Genomic DNA, 20115 nt, shown 5'->3' with positions numbered 1-20115 from the left:
TGTGGCGTGGTCGGGGGATTACCAAAGTGCATGCGGGCTGGCAAGCGTCCGATCGCCGAAAACATCACCGCCGCACGTTTTACCAAACTGTCATAATTATCTTGCGACCCCGACCCGCTGGCCGCAAAGTCGATGACGAGGGTCGTTGCGCGCCCTCCGGGAGCCGCCCAATGAACACCACCATGCGTCAGGGAACCCACCCCTCCTCCGGCCGCTCGCCGGACCGTGACGCGCAAGGTGCGTTCTTCGGGGCGCTGGATCTGGGCACCAACAACTGCCGCATGATGATTGCAACGCGCGCCGGCCGTGGATTCCGCGTTGTCGACAGTTTCAACCGCACGGTACGCCTCGGCGAAGGCCTGCAGAGCACTGGCCGCCTGTCCGACAACGCCATGGAGCGCACGATCGAGGCACTGCGTGCCTGCGCAGGACGCGTGCGGCACTGGAAGCTGCGCACCCTTCGCGGCGTTGCGACCGAGGCTTGCCGGCGGGCCGAGAACGGGCCGGCCTTCCTCGACCGCGTGCGCGAGGAGACCGGTCTGCGGATCGACGTCATTTCCGCGCGCGAGGAAGCCGAGCTTGCCATCGAGAGCTGCGCGTCGCTGCTGCATGCGCCCGACCGATCAGAGGCGCGTGGCGTTCTGTTCGATATTGGCGGCGGCTCGACTGAAATCGCCTGGGTGCGGATCGATCAGCAGCGTCGCCGCCATGATCTGATCGGCTACATCAGCGTCCCGATCGGCGTGATCACCCTTTCGGAATTATTTGGTGGCCGATCGGCCGACGACGGCGGGGCGCGTCATTATCGCCGTATGGTCGATCTCGTCAGCGATCATCTGCGCGAGTTCGAGAGCATTCATCGCATCAGCCGGGAGATCGGCCAGGGCAATGTCCGTCTGCTGGGCACGAGCGGTACGGTTACGACGCTGGCCGGCATTGCCTTGGGCCTTCCGCGATACAGCCGCAGCGCAGTCGACGGCACGACGATTCCAAGCCAGTCGGCGATCGGTGCGATCGAACTGCTCCGCGCCCTGCCCGCCGGTGGCCTTGCGGCTCATCCGTTCGTCGGGCCGGAACGGGAAACCTACGTTCTGCCTGGCTGCGCCATCTTCGAGGCGGTCCATCGGCGCTGGCCGGTTGCGGACGTGACGATCGCGGACCGCGGACTGCGTGATGGGATGCTGCTGCGCATGGCGCGTGACCGCCCCCCTGGTCGGGCCCCCGTGGCGCGGATGCCGGAAAGTGGCTACCGCGGCAGACGATCGTTGCCACCGGGCGCCGGGGCCGCCATATCGGCGCCATGACCGAGAAAGACACGCAGAAGCCCGGACCGGGGAAATCGTCGAAGGCTGGCGCGAAGATCGCTCGCGTTCCGGGCAAGGCACTGAAAAGCTCCAGTGCGCCCGGCGGAAGTGACAGCGCGACCGACGGCGCGGCCGTTCACACGCGCGGCGCCAAATCCGTGTCGCTCAAGACGGCGCGCGGTCGTACCACGGCACAGCAGCGCTGGCTGGCCCGTCAGCTCAACGACCCTTACGTTGCCGCGGCCCGCCGCGAGGGCTGGCGGTCGCGTGCGGCCTTCAAGCTGATCGAAATCGACGACCGGTTTCACCTGATCCGGCCCGGCATGCGAATCATCGATCTGGGCGCAGCTCCGGGTGGTTGGGCTCAGGTCGCGGTCAAGCGTGGCGCGGCGCAGGTCGCGGGTGTGGACCTCCTGCCGGTTGATCCCGTATCGGGTGCGACACTGGTCGAGGGAGATTTTACCGATCCCGAGATGCCGCAGCGGCTGATCGATCTGCTCGGTGGTCCGGCGGACCTCGTCATGTCCGACATGGCGCCGAATACCACCGGCCATTCCGCAACCGACCACATGCGGATCATGGGGCTGGCCGAAGGTGCGCTTGATTTCGCGACCGAGGTTCTGGCCGAAGGCGGCAGTTTCATCGCCAAGGTGTTCCAGGGTGGGTCCGAGCGACAGATGCTCGATTCCATGAAGCGGGCCTTTGCAACGGTCCGCCATGTGAAGCCGCCGGCGTCACGCAAGGAATCCAGCGAGCTCTACGTGGTTGCCACCGGATTTCGCCCCGAGCGTCTCTGACCGGCGTCCCTTACAAGCCCGCCCGGAAACCGCATCTGGCTCGGGCGTGACGAGACGTCGCTATATTTGCCGACGGATCGTTGAGTGGCTGCCGAGGAAAAAGCACGACGGGCCGTAAACGGTCGATGGCTCGACCATGAATCCTCCGTCCGCGCGCGTCGATCGGATTGCAGGCTTTTTGTCGTGGGCTGCGTGTTCTGGGTCCCCCCAGAATAGCGTTCGAGCGGATGTGTCGTCATGCCTACGCATTTGACCTCGCAGGCCGTGTTCATCATGCGCGGACGCGTCCAAGGCGGAACCGCATCTTGAATCCCGCAATCCAAAAAACGGCTGTTCGCCCGGTGATGATTTGCCGTCGGTTGAAACAAGGAACGCAGAGCCGCTCCGCTATCCAGCCGAGGCCTGCGTCCATATGTCGCGCCGCTCCGCAATTGTGGCTGATGCGATGCCGCTTGTGCAGCACGGCCGCAGCACTTGATCGAAAGTTCACGCCGCCTGCCGCACATGCTGCGCCACCGGATCCGATGCGGGGCGGCAGGGTGCCGCAAGACGATCATGCGAACGAGGCGGAGCAGCATGCCCAATTCCGCAGATGGCCGGCTCGAAATTGCCTGACCGGCTTGCGATCCATTCAGTTGTCAGCGGTTGTCGAACTTTGGGGCACGTTCTCCTGCCCCGGCGCACTATTCGGCGGGTTCGCTCCACAACCATGCAGCGCCGCGAACGCCCGAGCTGTCGCCGTGCTTGTTCTTGACGATCGGCGTGTTGCATTTCGGAGTGATCACGTAGCGCGGCAGCAGGAGCGGCACGCGCTCATAGATCGACGCCAGGTTCGAGACGCCGCCGCCCAGAACGATGGCATCCGGATCGAGGAAATTGATGGCCAGTGCGCAGGCGCGCGCCATGCGGTCCATGTAGCGATCGAGCGCGCCCGATGCAGCAAGATCTCCGTTTGCGGCAGCGTCCTCGATTCCGGCGGTGCTGCGGTTGCCGGAGCCTTTCCAGTCCTGAGCCAGAGCGGATCCGCTGAGGTAGCGCTCGAGACATCCTTCATTGCCGCAGAAGCACTTCGGCATCGGGAATTCTTCGAGGCGCGGCCAAGGCAACGGCACGTGTCCCCACTCGCCCGCGATCCGATGCAGGCCTTCCAGCAGCTTGCCGTTCGCCACGATCCCGGCCCCCATTCCGGTTCCGACGATCACGCCGAACACCACGGCCTTTCCAGCACCTGCGCCGTCCACCGCTTCGGACAGCGCAAAACAGTTCGCATCGTTGTCCACGCGCACGGTCCGATCGAGCGCGCTATCCAGATCACGACCGAAGGGCTGGTTGTTCAGCCATGTGGCATTTGCGTTCTTGATCAGTCCGGTATCGGGTGAGATCGCGCCGGGGATACCGATGCCGACCGTGCAGGTCCCCAGACGGGCCTCCACACTCGCGACAAGGTCGCGAATGGCGACGATCGCCGCATCGTACGTGCCCGGATTGGCAACGCGCTCACGCAGGATCATCTCGCCCGACGGATCCAGAACCGCGATTTCGATCTTGGTCCCCCCGAAATCGATGCCGATGCGATTTTTCGCCATGCCTGAACCCCTGCTCCCGCGATAACATGTTGATGGTCGGATACGCGACGTCGTCGCGGACCACGAATTGGCGCGCATGATGCGCAAGCCCACGCGCCCGTGCAAATCTGGCCCGGCAGGCGAAGCGGATGTGACTTTTGCGGCTTTTGACACGAACGCGAAAGCTGCGCCATGCGTGCGGTTGCGGCATCGCGGTTCACCCGTGCTCCGCACCATAACAGGAAGGATGTCGGCCAGATGGCCATGGACGCCAAGGCTGCAGCCAGTCGCGATCTTGTGTTGGACGCGCGTGATCTCGCCTGTCCCCTCCCGGTCTTGAAGGCCAACCGGATCCTGCGCGAGATGTCGCCGGGCGAGCGGCTGCGCATTCTGGCGACCGACCGCGCCAGTGTCGCTGATTTCCAGGCATTCTGCCGGGAGACCGGACATGCTCTGGTCGCTTTTTCGGAAGCGGACGGCGGTGCCTTGTCGTTCGTCGTGCGGCGGGGCCCCTGACGAAATCCATAATCGTCCGGCATGGCGATTCGGACACGGCCTGTAGCGAAAAAGACATGAATTGCGGTGCGCACTTGGCAGGACGCGTAGCGAGAGGCTATCCCTGCGCCAGATTAGGTATTGGTTACTGATGCTGCGGCGATGCGGCTCCGGGATACGCAAGTCCTCCACGAGATGTCGGACTTTCGGCAGGTCGGGCCGCTCGTTTCAAGGCAGAGACAGACGTTAGAGGATATCGGGCGGAGCATGACGGCAGACATCTCGCGGCTTTCATTCGAGGACGCCCTGTCCGAGCTGGAAAGGATCGTGCGCGATCTTGAAGGCGGCCAGATGAAGCTTGAAGACGCGATCTCGTCCTATGAGCAGGGTGCGGCCCTGCGTCAGCATTGCGAGGCCAAGCTCGGCGAAGCCGACATGCGGGTCCGTGCGATCATGGAGCGTGCGGACGGCACGGTTGCATCCGAGACACTGGAAGACGCCGGTCGATGAGCGCAGCCATGGCAGAAGCAGTCGGGATCTCGCCCGCGGCCCTGAAGCAGTCCCTCTCCGATGCAGCAGCACGGATCGAGGCGACGCTCGATGCGGTGCTCGTCGTTCCGGGCGGAAGCGAGGCGATCCTGTTCGAGGCGATGCGCTATGCGGTCCTCGGCGGGGGCAAGCGGCTGCGCGGTTATCTCGTGCTGCAGACGGCGTCGCTGTTCGGGGTCTCCGAAGAGGCCGCCCTGCGCGTTGCGGCATCCGTCGAGATGCTGCACGCCTACAGCCTCGTTCATGATGACCTTCCTGCGATGGACGATGATGATCTGCGGCGCGGTCAGCCATCGACTCATCGTCGCTTCGACGAAGCCACCGCCATCCTTGCGGGCGATGCGCTGCAGACCATGGCGTTCGAACTGCTCGTCGATCCTGCGCTGCACGAGGATGCGTCCATTCGTGCCGAACTCGCGCTTGCTCTCGCGCGGGCATCGGGCGCGCATGGGATGGTCGGGGGTCAGGTGATCGACATGCAGGGCGAAGGCAAGTCGCTGGCACTGGATGCCGTGCGACGTCTTCATGCCCTCAAGACCGGCGCGCTCATTCGCTACGCGGCGGAAGCCGGCGCCATTCTCGGACGGGCCGACCCCGATGCGCGGGCACGAATCGCGGCTTATGGCCGCGATATCGGCACGGCGTTCCAGGTCGCCGACGATGTGCTCGATGCCACGGCGTCGGATGCGGAACTCGGCAAGACCGCGGGCAAGGATCTTGCCGCCGGGAAATCAACCTATGTCTCGCTGCTCGGGATCGAGGGCGCAGGCGCGGAGGCTCAGCGTCTCTGCGTGCAAGCCCAGGACCACCTGAAGCCGTTCGGCCACTCGGCCGATTATCTGAAGGCGCTGGCGCAGTTCGTCGTCGAGCGCAGGAATTAAGAAGATCATGTCCCAGAGCGACAACGCGACCCCGAATTCCGGCATTCCGACCATGGGCCGTTACCCGGTTCTCGATCGGGTGCGCGGTCCTGACGACATGCGCAATCTCTCGGCCGATCAGCTGAAGCAGCTGGCCGACGAGCTGCGTTCGGAAACCGTGGATGCCGTCTCGACCACCGGCGGTCACCTCGGCGCGTCACTGGGCGTCGTCGAGCTGACCGTGGCACTTCATGCGGTCTTCGATACGCCTGACGATCGCGTCGTGTGGGACGTGGGCCACCAGGCTTATCCGCACAAGATCCTGACGGGCCGTCGCGACCGGATTCGCACCCTTCGACAGCCGGGCGGGCTCTCGGGTTTCACCCGGCGCGCCGAGAGCGAGTTCGACCCGTTCGGCGCGGCGCACTCGTCGACATCGATCTCCGCGGGCCTCGGCATGGCGGTTGCCCATCACCTGCGCGCGGAAGACGATCCGAGCTATCGCGAGCGCAACGTGATCGCGGTCATCGGTGACGGATCGATTTCGGCGGGCATGGCCTACGAGGCGATGAACAATGCCGCCGTCGCCGGTCCGGGCGCCGGTCGACTGATCGTCATCCTGAACGACAACGAGATGTCGATCGCGCCGCCCGTCGGCTCGATGTCGAATTACCTGTCGCGCCTGATGTCGTCGCGCCAGTTCCTCGGATTGCGCGATCTGGCGGGCAAGGTTGCCAAGCGCCTGCCCTCGAAGATCGAGCGCACGGCCAAGCGTGCCGACGAACTCGCACGCGGCATGATCACAGGCGGCACGTTGTTCGAGGAGCTGGGCTTCTATTATGTCGGTCCGGTCGATGGTCACGACCTGAACCAGCTCGTCCCGATCCTGCGCAACCTGCGCGATGCGGACGACAAGGGACCGATCCTTCTGCACGTCATCACCGAGAAGGGCCGCGGCTACAAGCCGGCGGAAGCAGCAGGAGACAAGTACCACGCCGTTAGCCGCTTCAACGTCATCACCGGTGAGCAGAAGAAGGCACCGGCCGGCCCGCCGTCCTACACATCGGTGTTCGGACGCGAGCTGGTTCGCCGTGCGACGACCGATGAACGGCTGGTGGCTATCACCGCAGCCATGCCGAGCGGCACCGGACTGGACGCCTTCGCCAAGGCGTATCCCGAGCGCTTCTTCGACGTGGGTATTGCCGAGCAGCATGCCGTGACGTTCGCGGCCGGCATGGCGACCGAGGGCCTGCGTCCGTTCTGCGCCATCTATTCTACGTTCCTCCAGCGCGCCTACGATCAGGTCGTGCATGACGTGGCCTTGCAGAACCTGCCCGTCCGTTTCGCGATCGACCGCGCAGGTCTCGTGGGTGCGGACGGCGCGACGCATGCCGGTTCGTTCGATCTGAACTATCTCTGCTGCCTGCCGAACATGGTCGTCATGGCACCGAGCGACGAGGTCGAACTCCTGCACATGTCGGCAACCGCCTGTGTCTATGACGACGGTCCGTCCGCGATCCGTTACCCGCGTGGCAACGGCCTCGGGCTTGATCTTCCCGAGGCGGGTGAAGTCCTGCCGATCGGACGCGGTCGCATCGTGCGCGAAAATGCGCGTGGCGGGATTGCGATCCTCTCCCTCGGCACGCGTCTTCAGGAATCGCTCAAGGCCGCCGATCTGCTGGCAGCCCAGGGACTGGCGACGACGGTCGCGGATGCGCGTTTCGCCAAGCCGATCGACACGGCGCTGGTGGAGCAACTCGCACGCGAACACGACGTGCTGATCACGATCGAGGAAGGCGCTGCCGGCGGGTTCAGCTCGCTCGTCGTGCGTCATCTGGCAGAGACCGGGCTGCTCGATCAGGTCAAGTTCCGGCCGATGGCACTGCCCGACACGTTCATCGACCACAACACGCCCGAAGCGCAGTATGACGAAGCTGGGCTCAACGCGCGTCATATCGCCGAGACGGCGGCATCGGCGCTGGGCGTGAAGATCGCGGCCCAGCAATCGGCCTGAAATCGTGGCGAAACGTCGGGCCGATCAGCTCCTCGTGGAGCGCGGCCTCGTCGAGAGCCGGACCCGTGCGCAGGCACTGATTCTCGCCGGCCTCGCCTATAACGGCGACCGGCGGATCGCAAAAGCCGGCGACCTCCTGCCCGAGGAGGCCGCCGTCTCCCTCAAGGGGCAGGATCACCCCTGGGTGTCGCGTGGCGGGCTGAAGCTCGACCACGCCATGACGGAATTCGGCCTGGATGCGACGGGACGGATCTGTCTGGACGTCGGCGCATCGACCGGCGGCTTCACGGATGTTTTGCTGACACGTGGCGCTGCGCGGGTTTTCGCGGTCGACGTCGGCCATGGCCAGCTTGCCTGGAAGCTGCGTTCCGATCCGCGCGTCACCGTTCTCGAAAAGACGAACGCTCGCGGTCTCGACGCAAACCTGATCCCTGAACCCATCGGTGCGCTGGTGTGCGACGCAAGCTTCATCGGCCTGCGGACCGTGCTGCCCGCGGGCCTCAGCTTGTGCGTGCCCGGGGCCTGGGCAGTGGCGCTTATCAAGCCGCAGTTCGAGGCGGGGCGCGCAGAAATCGGTGCGAAAGGCGTCGTGCGCGATCCGGCCGTCCACCAGCGTGTGTGTGACGAAATAGAGGCCTGGTGGCGCACCCTGCCGGGATGGCGGGTCGTGGGTATCGCGACCAGCCCGATTACCGGCCCGGAAGGCAACCGAGAGTTTCTGATCGCCGCCGTTCGCGAAGCTGGCGAGGCCGGCGCCTAAAGGCGCGGGTCCAGTCGCGGGAGGACGCTGCTCCGTCTGCGAAGGCCCGCATCGGATATCCGTGCGCGGTCCGGCAATGCTCGTCGGATATGAGCCGATCTCGAGCGCTATCGCCCTTCTGTCATCAGACGTTGTCGCGGACAGGCCTCGAGAAGCCAGACGAGCCTTCAGCGGTCAGTCCTGATTCTGACAATCTCCTGATGGGGGCAACATCATTAATCCCCCTTTACGGGACTCTCTGACCTGCTGCGCGTCAGGACCAGGTCAAACAACTCGTTCATGATGTCGAGCTTTTCGTGCCCCATCCCGACGCCCAGTGATACGTGCTTCAGGATGGCGTGCGTATCCTCCATCATCAGGACTGGATGTGACCCGTTAAGGGATTTTCCCCTTAACATCTCGATGTCCACACTCTCGGACTGTATTGCCGCATAGTTCATGATCGGCTGATCGCCGAACCGGTCGGTCTCGTAACGCCGAGTCAGGGCCGCGACCTTCAGGATATTGGTGAAGATCCTTTGCGTGGCGTCATGATCGTTGAACATCATGATGCCCGATGTCGCACGCAGGAACGGTTGCGCACCCAACTCGCTGCCAAATCCCAGCATCCACCCGCCATGCCAGTTGAGGGCCGTTTCGGATTCGGTGTCATTGAAGCTGCAGATGTCGGCTCGATCTTCGCGATAAAGATGAAGCCCGGGATCACACGCCGCGTCGATGACCAAAGACGAGATATCGCCGGATACGATGATGTCGATATCCAGATAGATAACCGGACAATACTTCCTGATGTTCCGCGAGAAGATATGATACCGTTCGTATAAAGGAGAGTGGCTTGTCGGGCTTTCGACCCTAACATTTCGGGTATAGGGGTTCAAGATATAGGAGAGGGTGGTGCGCTCGTCGCGATCTGCGATGATGATGATGTCTCCATTATACTGCCCGAATAACCTCAGCGAGGTCACGGCAAGTGCCATGCATTTGTAATACTGATCCGAGCCGAAGACACAGAAATAGACGACCGGTTCGATGCGGATGAACGAACGTCTGCGCTCGAAGGAGCCGAAGATCTCCACCTCATTGTCGCGGGCGCCCTGACCCAGAATCGGACCGGGCCGTCCGCTGAGCCTGTATTCCACCGGCCCGCACGCGACAAAGGTGTGCGCCTCCCGTTTTCTGAAGCCGTCGAACAGAACACGTTGCCTGGAGGACGTCTCATGCCAGCTCTCGTCGGAGGCCCGTCTCAGCCAGTCAAAGGTTTCAAAGGCAATGAGCGCGTAGCTCTCCCAAGGAAGCACATGGCTTTGCGTGAATGCTGCCGTGCCATCCGGCATCGCGGACAGGTTTAGACTGGACGAATGGAAGGAAATGGCATCATGCGGGCTGCCGCCGAGGCCTATGACCAGCGGCGTTCCCGCTTCGGAAAAAACGGGACTTTCTGCGACGCCGTCTGAGATCATGGCCTCCAGGCGGCCGAACCGGTTCCGCCGCAGGAACCACGCGCCGCCTTCAACCTGGAATACCAGAAGCGGGCTGAACTCAGACTCTGGAGCCGCATGAAGGAGTGTCCCCGCTTCGGAGACGCACAGCAGTGTCTCATGATGCGTGACGACGCAGGATGTGGCTTCGAGCGGGATTGCAAAAGCGCCGCCAGCTCGCTGGGACAGGGCATTCGCACCTGCCGCAGGCTCCGCGGACTGGGCCGCAGGCGCGTCGCCCGGTTGAGGCTGGCGGTCAGCCGGGCGTTCAGGCGTCTCGTCGGAAAACGCGGTCATCAAGACGAGGCTCCATGGTTCGAACAGGCGTGCCAACCCCGATCATGGGAGATACGGCATCGGATCAGAGCCCGGCAAGGCGATTGACCTTGAATCTCCCTCCCTCCGCCGTGCTATGGCTCCGCCCATCATGAATGCCGTGTCCCCTGCCCTTGCCACCGACCTGAACGACGCCGAACGCGAACGCATCCGTGCGAAGGCGGCGCTGTTCGCACCGCCGCCCGCCGTCCTGGAAGACGGACGCCGGGAGCTCGTCGGCCTTTCGCGCGAGGAACTGGCGCAGGCACTGGCCGATATCGGCGAAAAGCCGTTCCGCGCAAAGCAGCTCTGGCACTGGATATACCACCAGGGCGCGACCGATTTCGGGCGCATGAGCACGATCGCGAAACCGCTGCAGGAAAAACTTGCCGAGCGCTTCGTGATCGGACGGCCGAGCACGTCCCTCGAGCAGACGTCGACAGACGAGACCCGCAAGTTCCTGTTCCGCTTCCGCGACGGACAGGAAGCGGAGACGGTCTATATTCCCGATCGGCGCGAGGACCGTGGCGCGGTCTGCATCTCGTCGCAGGTCGGCTGCACATTGTCGTGCACGTTCTGCCATACCGGCACGCAGAAGCTCGTTCGTAATCTGGGCGCGGCCGAGATCGTGGGCCAGTTCATGGCGGCACGCGACAGCTACAACGAATGGCCAAGTCCCAAGGGAGACACGCCCCGGCTGCTGTCGACGATCGTGCTGATGGGCATGGGCGAGCCGCTCTACAACTACGACAATGTCGCCAAGGCCATGCGGATCATCATGGATGGCGAAGGCATCGGCCTTTCGCGTCGCCGTATCACGCTGTCCACCTCCGGCGTCGTACCGATGATGGATCGCTGCGGCGACGAGCTGGGCATCAACCTTGCGATCTCGCTCCATGCGGTGACCGACGAACTGCGCGACCAGATCGTGCCCCTGAACCGCAAATATCCGATCACGGAGCTGATGGCGGCCTGCCGTCGCTATCCTGCCGCCTCGAATGCGCGGCGTATCACGTTCGAATACATCATGCTGCGCGGGATCAACGACAGCGAGGCCGACGCGCGCGAGCTCGTGCGGCTGATCCGCGGGCTGCCGGCCAAGGTGAACCTGATCCCGTTCAATCCGTGGCCCGGATCGGACTACAAGCCGTCCACGAAGGAACAGCTTGCGAAATTCGCGCAGATCGTCATGGACGCGGGCTATGCGGCGCCGATCCGGATGCCGCGCGGACGCGACATTCTTGCGGCCTGCGGGCAGCTCAAGACCGAAAGCGAACGCGCGCGCGCCAGCGCACGCTGATACGACGCCGCCGCGTCGTTCAGGGCTGCGTGGTGCAGATCATGGCGGCCCGCGTCTGGCCCATTTCGGACGTGAAGCGTGCTTCGTTGCCGCGGGTCCACCATGTCACGGCATCGACGGTGTATTTGCCGCCGTCAGCCGAGATCACCTCGGTCATGACATGCGTGCGTCCGTTGACCGGCACGATCGCGAGGTGGATGTCGTCCGTGTTGATGTATTCCACGCGAAACGGACCGCTCGGCAGCATTGCCTGAAGTGCTCCGATTTCATCGAGTGACGCGCCGTTGCGGTCGAGCCGGCAGCGATACACGTTGGTCAGCCGCTGCACTGCCGCGCCGGGCTCAAGTGCGATCGTCAGGGCCTGCTGCGGACGTGTCGAGGCATCTGCCGTGCTACCCAGCGCCAGCACGCCGAGCAACAGAGAGATCCTGCGAACCGCGATTCGTTTCATCTTTTCGTTGTCACCGACAGCGCGCGGTTGATCAAGTGGATCATCTGGCGCCGACGGTCATCGCTTCGCTCGAGGCCAGACCGTGCCCGACAGGGCCTGCATCCCGGTAGGCCGGCCCGAACGTGCCGATTGCGCTTCCCGTCACGGGATCATTGGCGAGCGGGATCCTCGGGTCGTCGCCCGGGCGGGAATGACAGCCACCGCCAATCGATCGAAGTATGCACAGTATCCGTCCCGCCGTGGTCCACCGCTCCGGCGGTGTGTGCATGGCAACAGGCATCGGTGCGGGCTCATAGCGCGATATGCCGATAGCCTCGTGCCGGACCACCAGTGACGGCGCAGCAATTGCCGGGGTGTCGCTGCGTGGCATGGGAAGCAGCGTGGAAAATGCGCCGGGTCGCGCCGGCACGGCATGCGCGCCCGGTATCGCCAACAGGACACCTGTTGCCAGAAATGCCGACGCGATCCGCCATTTTGTCATCATCATTGACCCATTCGGGAGGTCGCCTGCTCGGGGCGCTGGTCGTGCGGCTTGCGAAATGCTATCGGGACGCCTCATTACAGTTCGGAGGATCAGCCATGGCCGCGCGGCAGGTCAAGAAAGTCGTACTCGCCTATTCGGGCGGTCTGGACACTTCGGTGATCCTGAAATGGCTGCAGACGGAATACGGCTGCGAGGTCGTGACGTTCACGGCCGATCTGGGTCAGGGCGAGGAACTCGAGCCCGCGCGCCGCAAGGCCGAGATGTTCGGCGTGAAGGAAATCTTCGTCGAGGACCTGCGCGAGACCTTCGTGAAGGACTTCGTGTTTCCGATGTTCCGCGCGAACACGCTGTACGAAGGCCAGTATCTGCTCGGCACGTCGATCGCCCGCCCTCTGATCGCGCAGCGCCAGATCGAGATCGCGGAGATGGTCGGCGCCGATGCCGTAGCGCACGGCGCGACCGGCAAGGGCAACGATCAGGTCCGCTTCGAACTTGCCTACTATGCGCTCAAGCCTGACGTCACGGTCATCGCACCCTGGCGCGAGTGGGATCTGACGTCGCGCACCAGACTCCTCTCGTTCGCAGAAGCGAACCAGATCCCGGTGACCAAGGACAAGCGCGGCGAAGCACCGTTCTCGGTGGATGCGAACCTCCTGCACTCGTCCTCCGAAGGCAAGATTCTCGAAGATCCCGCTGTAGCGCCCGACGAGATCGTCTTCCAGCGCACGATCTCGCCGGAAGCAGCACCGGATGTCGCGACTGAAATCGCGATCGACTTCGCAGGTGGCGATCCGGTGGCGATCAACGGCGAGACCATGTCGCCCGCGACGTTGCTGACGAAACTCAACGAATATGGTCGTGCCAACGGCATCGGCCGGCTCGACCTTGTGGAAAACCGTTTCGTCGGCATGAAGTCGCGCGGCATCTACGAGACGCCGGGCGGCACGATCCTGCTGGCTGCGCACCGCGCAATGGAGACCATCACGCTCGATCGCGAAGCGGGTCATCTCAAGGACAGCGTGATGCCGCGCTATGCCGAGCTGATCTACAACGGCTTCTGGTTCTCGCCCGAGCGCCGCATGCTGCAGGCACTGATCGACACGAGCCAGCATTCGGTCACCGGTCGCGTGCGGCTGAAGCTCTACAAGGGCAATGTGATCTGCGTGGGTCGCGAGAGCCCGAACAGCCTGTATGATACCCGTGTTGTGACGTTCGAAGAGGACGAGGGCGCCTACAACCAGGTGGACGCGCAGGGCTTTATTAAGCTGAATGCGCTGCGGCTTCGTCTTGGCGGCCAGATCGGCCGTCGTGGCGGTGCACTCTGACGCGATTGTCGCATTTTCCTGGCTTGTGCCCGACTGGATAATCGAACATCTGATCTGATGATGCCTGATCGTCTCAAATCCCTCCGCATCCCGGCCGTCGCCCGCATGGCCGCTCTGGCTCTTGTCGCCGCAGTTCCGCTTGCGGGATGCGGCGGGCAGCAGGAGCAACCCGAGCTGACGCCCGAGCAGTTCATGGCGCAGGTCTATACCCAGCCAGGGGTGAAGAAGCTGCCGGATGGACTGGCCTACAAGGTCATCCAGTCTGGTCCGAAGGACGGCGACCAGCCGCACAAGGGCCAGATGATGATGCTCATCTATGAGGGCCGCCTGCCCGATGGCGGGATCTTCGACAGCTCCGAACAGCACGGCAACGGCGCCTACATGCAGATGCCGCTCGACGGCCTGGTGCCGGGCTGGATGGAAGCCCTGCCCATGATGCACGTGGGCGATATCTGGATGCTCTACGTGCCGCCCAACCTCGGCTACGGCAAGCGCTCGATGGGCATCATCCCGCCCAACTCCCCGCTTGTCTTCCGCGTCCAGCTGCTCGGCGTGGGCGGCAGCGACGGTTAGCCGCCGCCGCACGCGCCGACGTTACGTCGACGCGTGTTCGCCCGGCACGGTAAAGTGCTTGTCGCAGCGCGCTTCATAAAGCTCGCTATCGCCCGTCTCCAGCCGATGACCGGTTTCGGCCCGCTTGGCGCTCCAACGCGCCGGTTCATTGCAGACATGGCAGCGCGCCAGCAGGTGTTCGTGCCGGTCCGCGAGTTCCGCAAGCCGCGCCATCACGGCGAACGGACGACGCCGATAATCCATATCCAGCCCCGCGATCAGCAGATCGACGCCAGATGCGCGCGTGCGGAGAATGTCGTCCACCACATCGCCGTTGTAATGGGGCGCCACCATGAAATGCGCTTCGTCCAGCACGACGAGACGCGCACGCATGGCATCTTCGGGCCAAGCCGACACGTCGCGCGCGGGACAGGGCGGTGTTGCGCGGCTCGTCAGCTTGTCGCCGCCACGCGTATCGAATGCAGGCTTCAGAACGAGCGTGCCTTCGGGATCGCGGCGAACGGCGTCGATCAGATGAGCGGATTTGCCTGAAAACATGGGCCCGCTCAGCAGGGTCAGGGTCCCCGTCACGAGGCAGGCCGCATACGTGTTGCGCGGTTCCGGCCCTTGCTCTCGGTCCATTTGACGTGTCTTGTCATCTGCGTGCCATTCATCGATCGTTCACTGCGTCTGCCGCTCCTGCTTGCCCTCCTGATGGTGGTCGCATTCGTGATCTCGCGATGTGTCGCGGATCGCGATCTCGGCTATCGCAACTTCGGCGACAACTGCGGAATCTGTCATCACGGCGGAACCGGTCAGGCTGGCGAAACACCCCAATTGTTCGGGCGCGTCGACCTGATCGCAAAAACGCCGGAAGGCAAGCGTTATCTGATCGATGTTTTGCTGAACGGACTGAACGGTCCGATCACGGCCAGTGGGCAGAGCTACAACTATTCGATGCCGTCCTTCCGGCGGCTTGACGATGCAACGATCGCGCAGATCCTGTCCTACGCATCGGCCCACGGCCAGACCCATCCGGCACCCGTGTTCACGGCGGCCGAAGTCGCGAATGCACGCCACGAAAGCATGCCGTCGTGGAAGGTTCACGACCTGCGCGACAAACTGGCCGCAACCACGCCGCTGCCCTGAGGGTCGGTTTGGGCCTCGGCCTCCTCCATATCCTCGCCCGGCAGTATATGGGGTCGATAGGCTAGGATTGCGGCCAGTGCCGCCGTTCCCGCGAAAACGCTCATCTCGATCGCACCGGCCAACGTGCGGCCTGTTGCAAACCACGGAATGAAAAAGCCTGACCAGGCCTGGCCCAGGGACGCCGCCGCATAGCTCGTGCCCATGCCGAATGATCGTGTTGCGGATGGAAAGCGCTGTGACAGAAAATGCGGGATGACGGCCCAGATGCTGTTGCCGAACGCGCCGACTGCCAATGCCGTCATGAACATGAGTGGATAGCTATGGACCGTGACGAACGGGATGATGACCGCGATCGTGACCAGAAAATAGGCATAGAGAACCGGTCGCTCTCCAAACCGCGTCGCGAGCGCTCCACAGACCGGCTTGCCGACAAGCGAGCCTGCGCAATAGGCCGCAACCAGCGGGAAGACCTGTCCGGGTGTCAGGTGCTGCACCGTGCGCAGCAGCGTCGGATAAAATGTATAGAGCGCGGCGTTCTGAAACTGCACGACGGCCATGAAGGCGATGGCCTGCAGGGCCGCGCCATCAAGCCTGAACATGCCAAATGCAGGTTGCGGTTCGGCAGGCCGGGGCGCTTTGCGCAGTGCCAGCCAGACAGGACTTTCGGGCACGCCGATACGGATGAAGATCGCCAGAAGGGCCGGTGCCACGCCTAACAGAAACAGGGCGCGCCAGCCGTAGCGCGGCAGGATGACAGCCTGAGCCGCCGCCGCGCAGAAGAAGCCGAATTCGTATCCCATCATCATCAGGGATGACGCGAGTGCCCGCGCGCGAGGCGGCACGCTTTCCATGAGGAGCGCGGCCGACGCCGTCCATTCGCCACCGAAGCCGATGCCGAACAGGAACTGGATACCGACCATCACGACATATGATCCGGCCATGGCTGTGGCGCCCGAGAATGTCGCGAACCAGACGACCCCGATCATGAACGTCAGCTTGCGGCCATAGCGATCCGCAAGCCAACCCCATCCCGCGTTGCCGAGCACGCGCCCGATGCTCTGGGCCGCGATGATCAGCCCCATCGCTGTCAGATCGACGCCCAGCGACCGCCCCATGTCCGGCAGGCAGAGCAGCAGCGCGACCTGATCGAACGCATCGAGAAACCAGCCGAGGAACGCTGCGAAAGTTACGCGCCAGTAAGGCCGCAGGAGTGCGAGAGGCGACCGCTGGTCATCATCCATCCCTTACACCGCCCCCATCTGGCTGGTCAGGGCGCGGTCGAGGTATTGGCCCGCGCGGATCAGCGCCAGATGGGTGAAGGCCTGCGGGAAATTCCCCAGATGCTCGCCAGCCGGGCCGAGTTCTTCCGCGAACAGTCCTACATGGTTGGCATAGGCTAGCATCTTCTCGAACAGGAAACGCGCCTGCAGAAGATCGCCGGATCGGGCCAGACATTCGATGTACCAGAATGAGCACATGGTGAACGTGCCCTCGATGCCGTTCAGGCCATCCTCGTTGACCCCGTCCCGGGCCCGATAACGGTAGACGTGGCTGTCATCGAGCAGAAGTTCGCCGACGGCGCGCAGGGTGGAACGCCAGCGCGGATCGCCATCACCGATGAACCCGACCAGAGGCATGAGCAGGCACGACGCATCGATCGTATCGCTGCCGATCGACTGCCCGAAGAACTGCCGCTCCTCGTTCCAGAAGTTCTTGTGCACGTCGTTGTAGATCGCATTGCGCTCGCGCGTCCAAAGCGCGATGTGCCCGGGCAGCCCCCTCTCCTGCGCCAAGCGGATCGCGCGGTCGAACGCCACCCAGCACATGACACGCGAATGCAGGAAATGCCGCCGCCCGCCGCGCACTTCCCAGATGCCCTCGTCCGGCTGGTTCCAGTGGTCGCACAGCCAGTCCATGCCGACCGTGACGCTCATCCAGTCTTCGTAGCTCAGGCGCTCGCAAAACCGGTCAGCCATATAGACCGCGTCCAGAAGCTCTCCGTAGATGTCGAGCTGAAGCTGGTCTTCGGCTGCGTTGCCGATCCGCACGGGTTTCGATCCGAGATACCCCTTGAAGTGGGTCAGGTCGGTCTCGGTGGAGATGCGTCGGCCGTCGATGCCATACAGCACGCGAAGACCCTCGTTCTCGAATGCCTCGCCACGACGCGCGTGCATCCAGCGTATGAAATCGGTGGCTTCCGCCCGATGTCCGGTCTGCATGAAGGCATAGATCATGAAGGACGAATCGCGGACCCAGGTGTAGCGATAATCCCAGTTCCGCTCTCCGCCCACGGTTTCCGGTAGCCCGAACGTCGCCGCCGCGACCATCGATCCGAACTCGGCCGACGTCAGTAGCTTGAGGACAAGGAGCGATCGCGTGATCGGATCATGCCAACGTCCGCGATACGGCGAACGGGCCACCCACTCACGCCAGAAATTGGCCGTCGACTTGAATGATTCCGACAGCAGGGGCACGTCCGAACACGGATTGGCGCCTTCGAGTTCTGCATCGAGCGTGAAGATCGCACTTTCGTTCACGCCCAGCGTGAAACGGGCGACGCCGTCCCCGTTCTCGATCAGGATCGGCACCGACGCGCACAGGCGCAGCGTCGGCAGCCTCGCGCCTTCGGGCAGGAACAGGACAACCTGATCGTCGATCCGGCGTACAGTGTGTCGAGCGCGCGCATAGTCGAAACGCGGTGCACAGCGCATGGTGCAGGCGATCTCGCCCCGCACCGACTTGATCCGGCGGACCAGACGCTGGATCTGGTTCTCCGGTCCGAGCGGCATGAAATCGGAGATCTCGCTCACGCCCTCGTGGGACAGCGTGCGCGTCAGAAGGATGTTCGTATCCGGCACGTAGAACTGCGTGTGACGACCACCGTCGAGCGTCGGTGCGAGCTCGAAGACGCCGCCGTCATCATCGAGCAGGCGTGCGAAGATCGACGGGCTGTCGAAGCGCGGCCAGCACATCATGTCGACGGCGCCGTCCAGCGCGATCAGCGCCGTGGTCCGCAGATCACCGATGACCGCGTGATTCTCGATCGGCATGAACGGTGGCGAAGAGAGGTTGCGCGTTTCACTCATGGCCAGCTTCCCGGACCAGTGTCCCCAGCGGCAGCCAGCTTCGTCCGTCTCGCTCAAGCAGCGCGTCGGCTTCATCTGGCCCCTGCGAGCCTGCGGCATACGATTTGGCCTGCACGGCGCCGTTGAGCAGGTTTTCCACCGCGCTCCAGCAGGCCTCGATCGCATCCGCACGCTGAAAGAGCATCGGATCTCCGATCATGCAGTCGTAGATCAAGGTTTCATATCCAACATTGGCAGCCTCGCCGAAGAAGTCGCGATAGAGGAACGTGCTATGCACGGGTGCGAGCGTGATCTGGGGGCCGGGTTTTTTGGCCACGAATTCCGTCCGGATGCCGTGCTCGGGATCGATCATCAGGCGCACGACGTTGCGCTGCTGGGACGCGTCGATGTCCTCGTCAGCAAACATGCGGAACGGTGCCGGCCGGAACACGATCGCGATCTCGGTTTCCCGCGCGTGCATCCGCTTGCCGGTCCGCAGATAGAACGGGACCCCGCCCCATCGCCAGTTCTCGATCTCGACCTTCATGGCCACATAGGTCTCGGTGCGACTGTCGGCCGCAACGCCCGGCTCGTCGAGGTAGCCGGGCAAGGCCTGCCCGTCGAGCGTCCCGGCGCCGTATTGACCCATCACGCAGTTCTCGACGGGAATACGGCGGATGGCCTGCAGCAGCTTCGTCTTTTCCAGACGAACGGCGTCCGCCCCGAGCGAGTTGGGTGACTCCATCGCGACCATGCACAACAGGTTGAACAGGTGGTTCGGCACCATGTCGCGCAGCGCGCCCGTATGGTCGTAGAAACCTGCCCTGGCCTCGACGCCGATGGTCTCAGCAGCGGTAATCTGGACATGGTCGATATACTCGCGCCGCCAGACAGGCTCGAACATCCCGTTGGCGAAACGGACCGCCATGATGCTCTGCACCGTCTCCTTGCCGAGAAAATGGTCGATGCGGAAAATCTGGTTCTCGTCGGCGCTTGCGAGGATCGTCTCGTCGAGGGCGCGCGCGCTTTCCAGATCGTGGCCGAACGGCTTTTCAATGATCACGCGCCGATAGCGGTCAGGCGTCTCGCGCAGCATGCCGGCGCGGCCGAGTTCATCGACGATCCCGCCGAAGAACCGTGCGGCCACGGCCAGATAGAAGATGACGTTGCCGTCCCCGACCTTCGATATCAGCCCGTCGAAAAGCTCGGATTTCGTGAAATCTCCGGCGTGAAACAGGGCACTGCGCGTCAGGCGCAGCCATGTGTCATCCCTGATGTCGCCGAGAGACGCTTCCGCCGTCTTGTCCTCGGCGAACGATTCGATTGTGGTGCGCAGGTTCGCCGTCCACTCTTCCGCCGTTCGTTCCTGAAGATCGACGCCGACCAGACGGAACTCCGCGGGGAGCGCGCCGGCGGCTGCCATATTATAGAGTGATGGGACCAGCAGCCGCTTGGTCAGATCTCCGCCCGCCCCGAATATGACCATGGTGCAGGGAGCAGGCGGCTTGCGCTCACGCAGCGCGCGGGGAGTGTCGTCCGTATTCGTGGCCATTATGTCGCCCTTCGGATGCAGGCGGACAGCCTGCGATCAACCCGGTTAAAGCGCCAAGGGCCGGGCGGCGTTGCGATCCGCCCGCTCAGGAAACGACAAC

The 20115-nt window shown here is 63.6% G+C and carries 19 protein-coding genes; 11 read left to right on the top strand and 8 right to left on the bottom strand.

What is annotated here, in order from left to right:
* Positions 1-170 precede the first annotated feature (170 nt).
* Together B8446_RS03195 and B8446_RS03190 are read left to right on the top strand one after the other, a co-directional pair.
* Entirely contained in the window at positions 171-1304 is a 1134-nt protein-coding gene (locus B8446_RS03195; protein ID WP_084712028.1) for a Ppx/GppA phosphatase family protein, read from the top strand.
* Entirely contained in the window at positions 1301-2101 is an 801-nt protein-coding gene (locus B8446_RS03190; RefSeq protein ID WP_084712027.1) for an RlmE family RNA methyltransferase, read from the top strand. Before B8446_RS03195 ends, B8446_RS03190 begins: the two co-directional genes overlap by 4 nt.
* A gap of 683 nt (positions 2102-2784) precedes the next feature.
* Here B8446_RS03190 and B8446_RS03185 read toward each other — a convergent pair.
* Positions 2785-3687, bottom strand: coding sequence for an ROK family protein (locus tag B8446_RS03185; protein WP_048847127.1), 903 nt, complete (start codon positions 3685-3687; stop codon positions 2785-2787).
* A 237-nt stretch (positions 3688-3924) separates the two neighbouring features.
* On the opposite strand from B8446_RS03185, the gene B8446_RS03180 reads away from it, so the two are divergent.
* The 5 genes from B8446_RS03180 to B8446_RS03160 all read left to right on the top strand — a co-directional run bounded on the left by B8446_RS03180 (position 3925) and on the right by B8446_RS03160 (position 8344).
* A complete protein-coding gene (locus tag B8446_RS03180; RefSeq protein WP_241767611.1) occupies positions 3925-4182 on the top strand; it encodes a sulfurtransferase TusA family protein in 258 nt (85 codons plus the stop codon).
* A 246-nt stretch (positions 4183-4428) separates the two neighbouring features.
* Entirely contained in the window at positions 4429-4671 is a 243-nt protein-coding gene (locus B8446_RS03175) for an exodeoxyribonuclease VII small subunit (RefSeq protein WP_048847125.1), read from the top strand.
* Positions 4668-5591 (top strand): polyprenyl synthetase family protein, encoded by a 924-nt coding sequence (locus B8446_RS03170; protein WP_241767610.1) that lies wholly within the window; start codon positions 4668-4670, stop codon positions 5589-5591. Before B8446_RS03175 ends, B8446_RS03170 begins: the two co-directional genes overlap by 4 nt.
* A gap of 7 nt (positions 5592-5598) precedes the next feature.
* The gene (dxs, locus tag B8446_RS03165; protein WP_048847123.1) at positions 5599-7584 is read left to right on the top strand and encodes a 1-deoxy-D-xylulose-5-phosphate synthase; all 1986 of its coding nucleotides are present in this window, start codon (positions 5599-5601) and stop codon (positions 7582-7584) included.
* 4 nt (positions 7585-7588) lie between these two features.
* Positions 7589-8344 (top strand): TlyA family RNA methyltransferase, encoded by a 756-nt coding sequence (locus B8446_RS03160; RefSeq protein ID WP_048847121.1) that lies wholly within the window; start codon positions 7589-7591, stop codon positions 8342-8344.
* A gap of 215 nt (positions 8345-8559) precedes the next feature.
* Here B8446_RS03160 and B8446_RS03155 read toward each other — a convergent pair whose 3' ends face one another.
* A complete protein-coding gene (locus B8446_RS03155) occupies positions 8560-10119 on the bottom strand; it encodes a glycosyltransferase family protein (protein ID WP_148505823.1) in 1560 nt (519 codons plus the stop codon).
* A gap of 130 nt (positions 10120-10249) precedes the next feature.
* On the opposite strand from B8446_RS03155, the gene rlmN reads away from it, so the two are divergent.
* The gene (gene rlmN / locus B8446_RS03150) at positions 10250-11437 is read left to right on the top strand and encodes a 23S rRNA (adenine(2503)-C(2))-methyltransferase RlmN (RefSeq protein WP_241767609.1); all 1188 of its coding nucleotides are present in this window, start codon (positions 10250-10252) and stop codon (positions 11435-11437) included.
* Between the two features lie 19 nt (positions 11438-11456).
* Here rlmN and B8446_RS03145 read toward each other — a convergent pair whose 3' ends face one another.
* A complete protein-coding gene (locus B8446_RS03145) occupies positions 11457-11888 on the bottom strand; it encodes an MliC family protein (RefSeq protein ID WP_048847116.1) in 432 nt (143 codons plus the stop codon).
* A gap of 40 nt (positions 11889-11928) precedes the next feature.
* Positions 11929-12375, bottom strand: a complete 447-nt coding sequence (locus B8446_RS03140; RefSeq protein ID WP_048847114.1) for a hypothetical protein — start codon at positions 12373-12375, stop codon at positions 11929-11931.
* Positions 12376-12467: 92 nt separating this feature from the next.
* On the opposite strand from B8446_RS03140, the gene B8446_RS03135 reads away from it, so the two are divergent.
* Together B8446_RS03135 and B8446_RS03130 are read left to right on the top strand one after the other, a co-directional pair.
* The gene (locus B8446_RS03135) at positions 12468-13697 is read left to right on the top strand and encodes an argininosuccinate synthase (RefSeq protein ID WP_048847112.1); all 1230 of its coding nucleotides are present in this window, start codon (positions 12468-12470) and stop codon (positions 13695-13697) included.
* 105 nt (positions 13698-13802) lie between these two features.
* Positions 13803-14270: an FKBP-type peptidyl-prolyl cis-trans isomerase gene (locus tag B8446_RS03130; RefSeq protein WP_148505832.1), complete on the top strand. Its 468-nt coding sequence runs from the start codon at positions 13803-13805 to the stop codon at positions 14268-14270.
* A 21-nt stretch (positions 14271-14291) separates the two neighbouring features.
* Here the strand turns inward: B8446_RS03130 and B8446_RS03125 are convergent, their stop codons facing one another.
* Entirely contained in the window at positions 14292-14891 is a 600-nt protein-coding gene (locus B8446_RS03125) for a thymidine kinase (protein WP_048847109.1), read from the bottom strand.
* A 21-nt stretch (positions 14892-14912) separates the two neighbouring features.
* On the opposite strand from B8446_RS03125, the gene B8446_RS03120 reads away from it, so the two are divergent.
* The gene (locus B8446_RS03120) at positions 14913-15398 is read left to right on the top strand and encodes a c-type cytochrome (protein ID WP_241767608.1); all 486 of its coding nucleotides are present in this window, start codon (positions 14913-14915) and stop codon (positions 15396-15398) included.
* Here the strand turns inward: B8446_RS03120 and B8446_RS03115 are convergent.
* Genes B8446_RS03115 through zwf form a run of 3 tightly spaced genes read right to left on the bottom strand, consistent with a single transcriptional unit; the run spans position 15353 to position 20015 of the window.
* Positions 15353-16639 (bottom strand): MFS transporter, encoded by a 1287-nt coding sequence (locus B8446_RS03115; protein ID WP_084712026.1) that lies wholly within the window; start codon positions 16637-16639, stop codon positions 15353-15355. The genes B8446_RS03120 and B8446_RS03115 overlap by 46 nt on opposite strands.
* 3 nt (positions 16640-16642) lie before the next feature.
* Positions 16643-18484, bottom strand: a complete 1842-nt coding sequence (locus tag B8446_RS03110) for a glycoside hydrolase family 15 protein (RefSeq protein WP_048847108.1) — start codon at positions 18482-18484, stop codon at positions 16643-16645.
* Positions 18477-20015, bottom strand: a complete 1539-nt coding sequence (zwf, locus tag B8446_RS03105) for a glucose-6-phosphate dehydrogenase (RefSeq protein WP_048847106.1) — start codon at positions 20013-20015, stop codon at positions 18477-18479. The genes B8446_RS03110 and zwf overlap by 8 nt, the downstream gene beginning before the upstream one ends.
* Between the last annotated feature and the right edge of the window lie 100 nt (positions 20016-20115).

The sequence above is a fragment of the Tanticharoenia sakaeratensis NBRC 103193 genome, from assembly GCF_000963885.1.
Classification (GTDB): Bacteria; Pseudomonadota; Alphaproteobacteria; order Acetobacterales; family Acetobacteraceae; genus Tanticharoenia; species Tanticharoenia sakaeratensis.
This window is presented reverse-complemented; position numbering and strand designations above follow the sequence as displayed.